Source organism: Alginatibacterium sediminis, from assembly GCF_003610775.1.
Classification (GTDB): Bacteria; Pseudomonadota; Gammaproteobacteria; order Enterobacterales; family Celerinatantimonadaceae; genus Alginatibacterium; species Alginatibacterium sediminis.
Genome location: NZ_RAQO01000008.1, coordinates 111,752 through 124,092, shown reverse-complemented (window position 1 = coordinate 124,092; position 12,341 = coordinate 111,752). Strand labels below are relative to the sequence as shown.

10 protein-coding genes are annotated in these 12,341 nt (G+C 44.9%); 9 read left to right on the top strand and 1 reads right to left on the bottom strand.

Going from position 1 to position 12,341, the window contains the following annotated elements; translation table 11 throughout:
- The first annotated feature begins 32 nt into the window (after positions 1–32).
- From dapB to DBZ36_RS14485, 5 genes are all read left to right on the top strand, one after another.
- Positions 33–854 (top strand): 4-hydroxy-tetrahydrodipicolinate reductase, encoded by an 822-nt coding sequence (gene dapB / locus DBZ36_RS14505; RefSeq protein WP_120355681.1) that lies wholly within the window; start codon positions 33–35, stop codon positions 852–854.
- A 236-nt stretch (positions 855–1,090) separates the two neighbouring features.
- Entirely contained in the window at positions 1,091–2,233 is a 1,143-nt protein-coding gene (gene carA, locus DBZ36_RS14500; protein ID WP_120355680.1) for a glutamine-hydrolyzing carbamoyl-phosphate synthase small subunit, read from the top strand.
- A 12-nt stretch (positions 2,234–2,245) separates the two neighbouring features.
- Entirely contained in the window at positions 2,246–5,464 is a 3,219-nt protein-coding gene (carB, locus tag DBZ36_RS14495) for a carbamoyl-phosphate synthase large subunit (RefSeq protein ID WP_120355679.1), read from the top strand.
- A 110-nt stretch (positions 5,465–5,574) separates the two neighbouring features.
- A complete protein-coding gene (greA, locus tag DBZ36_RS14490; protein WP_120355678.1) occupies positions 5,575–6,051 on the top strand; it encodes a transcription elongation factor GreA in 477 nt (158 codons plus the stop codon).
- Between the two features lie 146 nt (positions 6,052–6,197).
- Positions 6,198–6,692 (top strand): hypothetical protein, encoded by a 495-nt coding sequence (locus DBZ36_RS14485; protein WP_120355677.1) that lies wholly within the window; start codon positions 6,198–6,200, stop codon positions 6,690–6,692.
- A 116-nt stretch (positions 6,693–6,808) separates the two neighbouring features.
- On the opposite strand, the gene yhbY is transcribed toward DBZ36_RS14485, so the two are convergent.
- A complete protein-coding gene (gene yhbY, locus DBZ36_RS14480) occupies positions 6,809–7,105 on the bottom strand; it encodes a ribosome assembly RNA-binding protein YhbY (protein WP_120355676.1) in 297 nt (98 codons plus the stop codon).
- Between the two features lie 95 nt (positions 7,106–7,200).
- Between yhbY and rlmE the strand changes: the two genes are divergently transcribed.
- From rlmE to glmM, 4 genes are all read left to right on the top strand, one after another.
- The gene (gene rlmE, locus DBZ36_RS14475) at positions 7,201–7,830 is read left to right on the top strand and encodes a 23S rRNA (uridine(2552)-2'-O)-methyltransferase RlmE (RefSeq protein WP_120355675.1); all 630 of its coding nucleotides are present in this window, start codon (positions 7,201–7,203) and stop codon (positions 7,828–7,830) included.
- Positions 7,831–8,024: 194 nt separating this feature from the next.
- Complete coding sequence (gene ftsH, locus DBZ36_RS14470) at positions 8,025–10,013, top strand: ATP-dependent zinc metalloprotease FtsH (RefSeq protein ID WP_233558166.1); 1,989 nt, start codon at positions 8,025–8,027, stop codon at positions 10,011–10,013.
- Positions 10,014–10,066: 53 nt separating this feature from the next.
- Positions 10,067–10,900: a dihydropteroate synthase gene (gene folP / locus DBZ36_RS14465; protein ID WP_120355673.1), complete on the top strand. Its 834-nt coding sequence runs from the start codon at positions 10,067–10,069 to the stop codon at positions 10,898–10,900.
- Positions 10,897–12,234, top strand: a complete 1,338-nt coding sequence (gene glmM / locus DBZ36_RS14460) for a phosphoglucosamine mutase (RefSeq protein WP_120355672.1) — start codon at positions 10,897–10,899, stop codon at positions 12,232–12,234. Before folP ends, glmM begins: the two co-directional genes overlap by 4 nt.
- Positions 12,235–12,341 lie beyond the last annotated feature (107 nt).

The window sequence follows — 12,341 nt, the reverse complement described above, 5'->3', positions numbered from 1 at the left end:
ACGTCAATACTAACTCAGAATAGGGCAGTTCAATGGCAAAAGTGCAGGTTGCAGTCGTCGGTTGCAATGGTCGAATGGGAAAAACACTTCTCGAGGCCATTTCGCAGAACCCGGATACGGAATTAGGGGCTGCTACAGAGCGCGCTGGCTCAAGTTTAATTGGTGTCAATGCTGGTGAATTGGCGGGTCAGAAGGATATTGCGGTCACTGTTTGCGATAGTCTTGAAGGACTCGAAGATAAGATTGATGTGGTGATTGATTTCACGGCGCCGGCGGTTACCTTGTCGCATTTAGCCTGGGCTAAAAAGCATGGTAAAAAAATGGTGATAGGCACCACAGGCTTTAGTGATGAGCAAAAACAACTCTTAAGCGACTATAGTGAAAGTGTGGCTATAATGTTTGCATCGAATATGAGTGTGGGTGTGAATGTCGTTTTCAAACTTTTAGAAGTTGCCGCCAAAGCCATGGGCGACTATACCGACATCGAAATAATAGAAGGGCATCATCGGCACAAAGTCGACGCACCCTCCGGTACTGCTTTAAGTATGGGCGAAGTCATTGCTGACACCTTAGGTCGTGATCTTAAAAAAGTTGCTGTCTATGGACGCGAAGGCATTACTGGTGAGCGAGACCGAGAAACTATTGGTTTTGCAACAATTCGCGCCGGAGACCTTGTTGGCGAACATACAGCGATGTTTGCTGATATTGGCGAGCGAGTTGAAATCACCCACAAAGCCTCTAGTCGCATGACATTTGCCAACGGTGCTGTACGTGCCGCGGTCTGGTTGCAAGAAAAACCGAAGGGTTTATTCGACATGCAAGATGTACTTGGGCTTAAGGATTTCGACATTTAATACAACAAAACCCTAGTAAAAGCGTTAAAAGTTGCAGTGTTGTTTGCAGTTTTTAGCGCTTTTCGCTGCTTCTTCCTCCTTAGCTATTATTTTCGATGTTTTTCTATATTTTCATGGACGGCTTGGCTTATCTGCTATAAGATCCGCGGAATTTGCCAAATTTTTGGTTTTTCAGGCATCAAATTGACACCTTGATGCTGGTTTAATTGTGTCGAAACCCTAGTTAGGAGGTCGCCTTGAGCAGTTCAGCAATGCTAGTCCTGGAAGATGGAAGTCTATTCCACGGAACATCCATCGGAGCCAACGGTACATCGGTTGGAGAAGTTGTTTTTAATACTTCGATGACCGGATATCAAGAAATACTCACAGACCCCTCATACTCTCGCCAAATCGTTACTCTTACTTACCCTCACATCGGAAACTACGGCACTACGTCAGAAGACGATGAGTCAACTCATATACACGCCAAAGCGTTGATCATTCGTGATTTACCTTTGATGACGAGTAACTTTCGAAGTGAACAAAGTTTAAGTGACTATTTGAAACAGCGAAATGTTGTTGGTATTGCCGATATTGATACTCGCCGCTTAACTCGCATCTTGCGCGAAAAAGGCGCAATGGCAGGCTGCATTATTGCAGGTTCAAACTTAGACCAAGCCACTGCTTTACAACAAGCGAAAGATTTCCCTGGCCTCAAAGGCATGGATTTGGCAAAAGAAGTCAGCACGACGCAAACGTATACCTGGCTGCAGGGCTCTTGGGATCTGGTTGATGGCCATCCTGCAGACAAACAAGACTGTGATAAGCATGTGGTCGCTTATGATTTTGGGGTTAAGCGCAATATTTTGCGTATGTTGGTTGACCGCGGCTGCCGTCTAACGGTTGTGCCAGCGCAAACCCCAGCTGCAGACGTGTTAGCAATGAATCCCGACGGAATTTTCCTCAGTAACGGCCCCGGCGACCCAGAGCCATGCGATTACGCAATTGAAGCCGTCAAAACCTTCTTGGAAACTGACATCCCAATTTTTGGTATCTGTTTAGGTCACCAAATTCTTGCGCTAGCTTGCGGTGCAAAAACAGTCAAAATGAAATTTGGTCATCATGGTGCTAACCATCCAGTGAAAGATCTAGAACAAGCTAAAGTGATGATTACTGCTCAGAATCATGGTTTTGCGGTCGACGGCGCAAGCTTGCCAAGCACACTTCGCACAACGCATGTGTCACTATTTGACCAAAGCCTGCAAGGTATTCACCATACCGATAAGGCAGCGTTTAGCTTCCAAGGACACCCTGAAGCAAGCCCTGGTCCGCACGACGCCGCGCCATTGTTTAACCATTTCATTGATTTGATCAATCAACGTCTTTCAAGCTCGAAGTAAGGTAACTTAGACATGCCAAAACGCAACGACATTAAAAGCATTTTGATTCTGGGTGCTGGACCAATCGTTATTGGTCAAGCCTGTGAGTTTGACTATTCAGGTGCACAAGCCTGTAAAGCTTTGCGCGAAGAAGGCTACCGAGTCATCTTGGTGAATTCAAATCCTGCAACAATTATGACTGACCCTGAAATGGCCGATGCAACCTATATCGAGCCTATCCATTGGGAAGTCGTAGAAAAAATTATTGCCAAAGAAAAGCCCGATGCAGTTTTACCTACAATGGGCGGTCAGACGGCGCTGAACTGTGCATTGGAGCTTGAATCCAATGGTGTATTAGCTAAATACAATGTCGAAATGATAGGTGCGACCGCTGACGCGATTGATAAAGCTGAAGATCGCAGCCGTTTTGATAAAGCGATGAAAAGCATAGGCCTAGACTGTCCGCGTGCAGGTATTGCTCACAATATGGAAGAAGCCTACGGCGTTCTCGATATGGTTGGCTTCCCTTGTATTATTCGCCCTTCGTTTACCATGGGTGGGACTGGCGGCGGTATCGCATATAATAAAGAAGAGTTTGAAGACATTTGTACCAATGGTATCGACTTATCGCCAACTTCAGAATTGCTCATTGACGAAAGCCTCATTGGCTGGAAAGAATATGAGATGGAAGTGGTTCGCGACAAAAACGATAACTGCATCATTGTTTGTGCTATTGAAAACTTCGATCCAATGGGCGTACACACAGGAGATTCCATAACTGTTGCACCTGCCCAAACTTTAAGCGACAAAGAATACCAATTGATGCGTAATGCATCGCTTGCTGTCTTGCGAGAAATTGGTGTTGAGACTGGCGGTTCAAACGTACAGTTCGGAATTTGCCCTGACACTGGGCGTATGGTCATTATTGAAATGAACCCACGCGTGTCACGCTCGTCGGCATTAGCATCTAAAGCAACGGGTTTCCCGATAGCCAAAATTGCAGCCAAACTAGCGGTTGGTTTCACCTTAGATGAACTTCAAAATGACATTACCGGCGGACGTACACCGGCATCGTTTGAGCCTTCAATCGATTATGTTGTAACTAAACTCCCGCGTTTCAATTTCGAAAAATTTGCTGGTGCTAACGATCGCCTGACCACTCAAATGAAGTCCGTGGGTGAAGTTATGGCAATTGGTCGTAACCAACAAGAGTCACTGCAAAAAGCTTTACGTGGCTTAGAGGTCGGCGCCGTTGGTCTCGACCCAATGGTTGACCTAGACGATCCGCAAGCTTTAGCCAAAATTCGTCACGAGCTAACCGCAGTTGGTGCAGAACGTATTTGGTATATTGGCGATGCATTCCGCGCTGGCATGAGTATTGATGGTATTTTTGAGTTGACCAAAATTGACCGTTGGTTCTTAGCTCAAATTGAAGATTTAATACGAGAAGAAAAACTGGTAGCAAAACAAGGTATCGCAAGTCTCGATCAAACGCGATTGCGTGCGCTTAAACGTAAAGGCTTTGCCGACCCGCGCCTAGCGCAACTAACCGGTGTCTCTGAGAGCGAAATCCGAAAACTTCGCCATCGTCTTAATATTCTGCCTGTCTATAAGCGTGTGGATACCTGTGCGGCAGAGTTTGCAACAGACACGGCTTACTTGTATTCGACTTACGACGAAGAATGTGAAGCTAATCCAAGCGATAAAGACAAAATTATGATCTTAGGCGGTGGGCCTAACCGCATCGGGCAAGGTATCGAATTTGATTACTGTTGTGTGCATGCAGCCCTAGCAATGCGTGAGGATGGCTATGAAACCATTATGGTTAACTGTAACCCTGAAACGGTTTCAACTGACTATGACACCTCTGATCGTTTATACTTTGAACCGGTTACCCTTGAAGACGTCCTTGAGATCGTTCGAGTAGAAAAACCTAAAGGCGTGATTGTTCAATATGGCGGACAAACCCCACTTAAACTGGCGCGCGAACTTGAGGCTGCTGGGGTACCCATTATTGGAACATCACCAGATGCAATTGACCGCGCCGAAGACCGTGAGCGTTTCCAACAGGCTGTTATTCGCTTAGGTTTACTTCAACCTGAGAATGAAACCGTCTCAACGACTGAAGATGCAGTGATTGCCGCAGAACGTATCGGTTTCCCTCTGGTCGTTCGCCCATCTTATGTTTTAGGTGGCCGTGCAATGGAAATTGTTTATGACGAGCAAGATTTGCGCCGCTACTTCAAAGAAGCGGTGAGCGTGTCAAACGAATCGCCAGTTCTTCTTGACCGATTCTTAGATGATGCGATTGAAGTCGATATTGACGCTATCTGTGATGGTGAACAAGTCGTCATTGGTGGCATCATGGAACACATTGAACAGGCAGGGGTTCACTCTGGTGATTCAGCCTGTTCATTGCCGCCTTATACCTTAAGTGCAGAAGTTCAAGATCGTCTACGGACGCAAGTTAGTGCTTTGGCGCTTGAGTTAGGCGTGATCGGCTTAATGAATACTCAGTTTGCGGTTAAAGGTGGAGAAATCTACCTAATTGAAGTTAACCCACGCGCTGCGCGCACAGTGCCGTTTGTGTCAAAGGCAACCGGCGTTCCAATTGCAAAGATTGCTGCACGCGTTATGGCTGGCCGTTCACTTGCTGAGCAAGGTTTTACGAAAGAAGTTATTCCACCGTTCTATTCCGTAAAAGAAGTGGTATTGCCATTTAATAAGTTTCCTGGCGTTGACCCAATTTTAGGCCCAGAAATGCGCTCAACAGGCGAAGTGATGGGGGTTGGCGAAACTTTTGCTGAAGCCTACGCTAAAGCAGAGTTGGGGATCGGAAACGAAACGAGTCGTGGTGGTCGCGTATTGCTATCTGTTCGAAACTCCGATAAAAAACGTGTTGCTGAGTTGGCAAAAAACTTACTTGAACTTGGCTACGACCTTGATGCAACCCATGGTACTGCGGTTGCGTTAGGAGAAGCGGGTATTTATCCGCGCTTAGTTAACAAGGTACATGAAGGTCGCCCACACTTAGTTGACCGTCTAAAGAATGGTGAGTACAGTTATGTCATTAACACCACTGAAGGTCGCGTAGCAATTGAAGATTCGCGCCAGATCAGACGCGCTGCTTTGCAAAATAAAGTAAATTATACAACGACACTCAACGGTGCTTTTGCAACCTGTCAGGCTGATCAAGCTGATGCGCGAGCCAATGTATCCTCGCTTCAAGAGCTGCATGCGAAGATTGTATAAGGCTTCCAATTCTTTTCCATTTGTTTAAAAATGGTTAGAATAGACAAATAGAGATAGTTAAAACTGGCGGTTTATACCGCCAGTTTTTTTTACTGAGGAAATTCAATTTTATGCAACAAATTCCAATGACGGTCCATGGTGCTGAGAAGCTACGTCAAGAACTCGAAAACCTTAAGTCTGTTGTACGACCTAAAATTGTCGCAGATATTGCTACTGCTCGGGAACACGGAGATTTGAAAGAGAATGCTGAGTATCACGCCGCAAGAGAACAGCAAGGTTTTTGTGAAGGACGTATTCAAGACATAGAAGCAAAGCTTAGTCATCTCCAAATCATCGATGTCACTAAAATTGAAAACAAGGGCAAAGTTATCTTTGGTGCAACTGTAACCTTGTTGAATTTGGATACTGAGGAAGAGAAAACCTATCGCATTGTCGGAGATGACGAGTCGGACATTAAGTTGAACTTGATTTCGGTTAATTCGCCAATCGCCCGAGGCTTAATTGGTAAAAATCTTGATGATGAAGTTACGGTCGTCACACCGGGCGGCGATATAGATTATGAAATCACAGCAGTTGAGTATCTTTAATAAGACTGTTTTATGAGGCCCTTTTGGGCACGCGATAAGTAAGCACTTGCTATCTAAGACTATTTTTAGAGAAGCCTTTTGTCTAGTTCAGATAGCTAAAGAGTGTTATTATTGTACAAATTTTGTTAGGTGAGGTTTTATAAGACATGCAAATATCTGCAAACGTCGGTATATCAACTTATCAACAAGGAAGTTTAAATCGTCAGGTTTCTACCCAACCAATTGAGCCGCAGTTGCCCAATAAAGACGAGATCGGTCAGGAGCTTAAAAACCGCTACGACAGCTTAAGTCCGGAACAACAATTATCGACTAAGCGTAATGTAGAAAGTTACTATCAGTCTGCTCAAGATACCCAACAGCAAGTTACAGATGCAAAGCGTAATACTGTGCTTGGTGCGAATGCGGTACAGCATACTGAGAAACTCGCAGAGATCTATTATACCAGCTCAACTGGTAATGAAGCGCCCAAAAGTAGCTCTTCTGTCACAGACTACGCGGCTAAAAGCACGCTTGACGGTAGTGTCGACCGTATTGTTGAGCAACAAGTTAATGCTAGGCGATTAGAATTGTACAAATCGATTTCTGACTACAGTCCGCAAGGCGCACAGCCAGAGTTGTATTCGGTATCTCAAGTCGTTTGAATTACCTGATTAGCTTTAATTATTGATAAAAAGCCTGAGCTAACACTCAGGCTTTTTTGTATCTAGCTAAATTCATCGTTCAACAAAGAGCTTAAATCTTTGTAGAGTCAATTTCTCTATCGACGTGGTAGTTGGATTTTATTCAAGTCGCTGGTACGGTAAAAAACCATTACATTACCGATAATTTGAACTAATTCGCTTTGAGTTTGCTCGGCGATAGTGGCGGCAATCTGGTCTCTAAGCTCTTTCTCTGCACCTGGAGCTTTTACTTTAATCAGCTCGTGATGTGAAATAGCGGCTTCGATTTCTGCAATTACACCTTCTGTTAAACCGTTGGATCCGAGTTGGACCACGGTTTTCAATGGGTGCGCTTGCGCTTTAAGGTGCTGCTTCTGTTTTGTTGAGAGCTGCATATTATTTTGTAATCCTGGGTTGAAAAAACGTATTTTAACGCCATCTATCACTTATACCAATTTTTCATTGTACTCGTTTGCTAGGTTTTTCAACTATGACCAACAAAAAACACACTGCTAGCTCCAAACGCTGGTTAACTGAGCACCACAGTGACCATTATGTTCAAAAAGCTAAGCAACAAGGTTTGCGTTCTAGAGCTGTATTTAAACTTGAAGAAATGCAAGCCAAAGATAAGTTGTTTAAACCAGGAATGACGGTGGTTGACCTTGGAGCTGCACCTGGAGGGTGGTCTCAATACGCGACTGAAAAAGTCGGTATGGATGGCATGGTGATCGCTTGCGATATTTTACAAATGGACCCGATTGCAGGTGTTGATTTTCTACAAGGTGATTTTCGTGAAGAAGCAGTGCTAAATGCTCTGTTGAAACGGGTTGGAGAAGCAAAAGTTGATGTTTTGCTCTCAGATATGGCGCCAAATATCAGTGGCAACCAAAGCTCAGATCAAGCGCGCGGCGTTTATCTGGTCGAGTTAGCTTTAGATATGTGCCATCAGGTGCTTAGTAAAAAGGGTACGTTTGTAGTGAAAGTGTTCCAGGGTGAAGGCTTTGATGCATTTTTGGCCCAAGTAAAAGAAGCGTTTAAAGTGGTAAAAATCCGTAAACCTGATTCTTCGCGTGCACGTTCGCGTGAAGTCTACATCGTTGCAAATGGTTATAAGCACTAGTGACGCACGTTATTAAGATCAATTCGCAATAACGCTGGTCTATCGGCACATTATTATAGTAGGCTTGATGCTATATGCCTTTTATTTTTATTGGTTATTAGCAAAATGAATGTTCGCTAGCAGGGTTTTGCCGGCAACATCTGTATTTAACATGTAATTTTTATTACCCTAATGAGGTTTTCGTCTTGAGTGACATGGCAAAAAACTTGATCTTGTGGTTAGTGATCGCCGTCGTATTAATGTCGGTTTTTCAGAGCTTTAGCCCAGATTCGATCAAAGGAAGACAACTAGACTATTCAACCTTCGTTAAACAGGTGAATCAAGAACAGATCCGTGAAGTTCGTTTCAATGGTCCTGAAATCACAGGTGTTACCCGCAGTGGTGACCAATTCCAAACTTATATCCCGATGCATGATAAGGACATTCTCAATGACCTTATTACGCACAATGTTAAAGTTGTAGGTGAGCCACCAGAAGAACAAAGTTTACTGACTTCGATCTTCATTTCATGGTTCCCAATGCTGCTTCTCATCGGTGTTTGGATTTTCTTTATGCGTCAAATGCAAGGCGGCGGCGGCAAAGGTGCAATGTCCTTTGGTAAAAGCAAAGCCCGTTTGATGAGCGAAGATCAAATCAAAACTACTTTTGTGGATGTTGCTGGTTGTGATGAAGCCAAAGAAGAAGTTGCCGAACTTGTCGACTACTTGCGCGACCCAAGTAAATTCCAAAAGCTAGGCGGTAAGATCCCAACTGGTATTTTGTTGGTAGGTCCTCCTGGTACAGGTAAAACCTTACTTGCTAAAGCGATTGCTGGTGAAGCGAAAGTACCGTTTTTCACTATTTCGGGTTCCGATTTTGTTGAGATGTTCGTAGGTGTTGGTGCTTCAAGGGTTCGAGACATGTTCGAACAAGCTAAGAAGTCTGCGCCTTGTATTATCTTTATTGATGAAATCGATGCCGTTGGTCGCCAACGTGGTGCCGGTCTAGGTGGCGGTCATGATGAGCGCGAACAAACCTTGAACCAAATGCTGGTTGAAATGGATGGATTTGAAGGTAATGAGGGTATTATTGTCATTGCTGCGACAAACAGACCCGATGTTCTCGACCCTGCATTATTGCGTCCTGGTCGTTTCGACCGTCAAGTGACTGTTGGCTTGCCCGATGTCCGCGGCCGTGAACAGATCCTTAAGGTTCACATGCGTAAAGTTCCTTTGGGTGATGATGTTAATGCCGCTGTGATAGCACGTGGTACTCCAGGTTTCTCTGGTGCTGATTTAGCCAACTTAGTGAACGAAGCGGCACTATTTGCAGCGCGTTCTAGCAAACGCAATGTTGCCATGGAAGAATTTGAAAAAGCCAAAGACAAAATCATGATGGGTGCCGAGCGCAAATCAATGGTTATGACTGAGACTGAAAAAGAAATGACGGCATATCATGAAGCTGGACACGCGATAATCGGTCGCTTGGTTCCAGAACACGATCCTGTTTATAAAGTAAGTATTATTCCTCGCGGTCGAGCCTTAGGTGTGACCATGTACTTACCTGAACGAGACCGAGTTAGTCACTCTCGCCAACATTTAGAAAGTATGATTTCTAGTTTATATGGTGGCCGTTTAGCCGAGAAAATTATTTACGGCGAAGATAAGGTCTCTACCGGAGCCAGTAACGATATCGAACGTGCGACTGAAATTGCTCGTAAAATGGTGACTCAGTGGGGCTTCTCAGATTCAATGGGACCCTTACTTTATGCTGACGATGAAGGCGAAGTGTTCTTAGGACGCAGTGCCGCTAAAACTAAACATATGTCTGATGACACCGCTCGCGCTATTGACCTAGAAATTCGCGCCTTTGTTGACCGCAACTATCAACGCTCGGAAGAACTTCTGAATGCAAACATTGATATTTTGCATGCGATGAAAGATACGCTCATGAAGTACGAGACTATTGATGCGAAGCAAATTGACGATCTAATGGAGCGCAAAGAACCGCGTCCACCCGCAGATTGGGGCGAAGCAGATACTTCTAGTTTAGATACGGATGCTGATAAGCAAGCCAAGGCAGCTGCGGAATCAGAAGTGGAAGCTGCAGAACCGGCTAGTGATGAAGCAAGTGAAACAGTTTCTGAAAGTTCTGAAGCCGATGCACCCAAAGCTGATGAGTCAAACGAAAAACCGACTCAGTAAGCCATAAAAGTTCAACAAAGCCCTAGCTTGCTAGGGCTTTTTAGTATGTGACTATGACTAAAAAATTTACAGTATCAACGCAGTGTTTTGAAGAGCCTGTGATTATGGGCATTCTCAATACCACTCCTGATTCATTTTCAGATGGTGGAGATTTTCTTGACCCACTTAAGGCAACTCAACGTGGTCTCGAAATGTTGGATCAAGGCGCACAGATCCTGGACATCGGCGGTGAGTCGACTCGTCCGGGAGCAAAAAGTGTTAGTTTAGATCAAGAATTGCAACGGGTTATCCCTGTGATTGAGTATATTCGAGCGCGTAGCGATGCGCTAATCTCGATAGACACGAGTAAAGCTTTAGTCATGCGAGAAGCCGTTATGGCCGGGGCAAATATCATTAATGATGTTTGTGCCTTAAGCCTAGAAGGATCGCTTGCGACAGCGGTTGAGTTACAAGTACCGGTTTGCATTATGCACATGCAAGGACAGCCGCGTTCTATGCAAAATGCTCCCCAGTACCATCATGTTGTTGACGACGTCTTGTCGTTTTTTAAGCAGCGTATTGAGTTGATTGCAGCTGCGGGTTTAAGTAAAGACAAGTTGATTATCGATCCGGGCTTCGGATTCGGTAAAAGTCTTGAACACAATTATCAATTGCTTGCTAACTTGGCAAGGTTCGAACGCTTTGAACTGCCGTTATTGGTAGGCGTCTCTCGTAAAAGTATGTTTAGTAAGTTATTACACCGAGAACCACAAGATTGTATGCCAGCAAGCATTACAGCTGCTATATTGGCGGCCCAGTTAGGCGGACAGATTTTCCGAGTGCATGATGTTTGGCAAACCAAGGATGCGTTTCGCGTTTATTCAAAACTTAAGCAGAGTAACTTATGACTAGAAAATATTTTGGCACCGATGGAGTGCGTGGCAAAGTTGGCCAATACCCGATCACACCAGATTTCGCTATGCGCTTAGGCTATGCCGCCGGTAAAGTGCTTTCGCAAAGCGGAACCAAGCAAGTGTTGATTGGTAAAGATACGCGTATTTCAGGTTATATGCTTGAGTCTGCTTTAGAGGCTGGTCTTTCTGCCGCTGGAGTAAAAGCTGCATTCATGGGACCTATGCCGACCCCTGCGGTCGCTTACCTTACCCGAACCTATAGGGCTGAGGCTGGTATCGTTATTAGTGCTTCGCATAATCCGTATTACGACAACGGAATTAAGTTTTTTTCAGCTGACGGTACTAAATTGCCCGATGCAATAGAAATCGCCATTGAGTCTGAACTCGACAAGCCAATGGGTTGTGTTGAGTCTGATCAACTCGGTAAAGCGCGCCGCATCGAAGATGCAGCTGGACGTTATATCGAATTTTGTAAGAGCACCTTTCCAAATAAGCTAAATTTGCATGGTTTAAAAATTGTTGTTGATTGTGCACATGGTGCCACCTACCACATTGCACCCAATGTATTTCAAGAATTAGGTGCGGAAGTTATTTCAATTGGAGATAAGCCTAACGGGCTTAACATCAATGAAGAGTGTGGAGCTACCGATACTCGCTTGCTTGCCAAAACAGTACTAGAGCATCAAGCTGACCTTGGTATTGCGCTTGATGGCGATGGTGACCGAGTGATGATGATTGATCACCTGGGCCAACACATCGATGGTGATGAGATTCTTTATATTATTGCCAAAGACGCCAAACAACTGGGTCGATTCAATGGTGGCGTAGTCGGGACCTTGATGAGCAACTTAGCGCTTGAACAAGCCTTTGCTCGAATGGACATACCATTCGCTCGTTCAAAAGTAGGCGATCGTTATGTGATGGAACTACTTAGCGAAAAAGGCTGGCGCTTAGGCGGTGAAAATTCGGGCCATATCATTTGCCTTGAGCATACGACTACCGGGGATGGGATCGTTGCCGCGCTTCAAGTTCTTGCCGCAATGCGAACTTCAGAACATAGCCTACGTGAGTTGTTAACTGGTCTAACGCTGTACCCGCAGTTATTAGTAAATGTGCGCTTTAGTGGTGATAGCAATCCACTTAGTTCCCAAGAAGTAAGTGACGCCGTTGCGCAGGTTGAAACTAATCTTGCAGGCAAAGGGCGTGTACTGTTACGTAAGTCAGGCACTGAACCACTACTTCGGGTGATGGTTGAAGGTGCTGATGGGGAAAAAGTTGAGCAAGGTGCGCAACTCATCGCTGACGCAGTACGTAAAGCCTGCGAATAAGCCTTAGTTCACAAAATGTGGCGACTTAGCTCGCCATTGCCAATGGTTTTGTTACCCTTTGGTTGAATTTACAGCAATCAAGCGATTCAAGGGCAGTTTTTTAAACA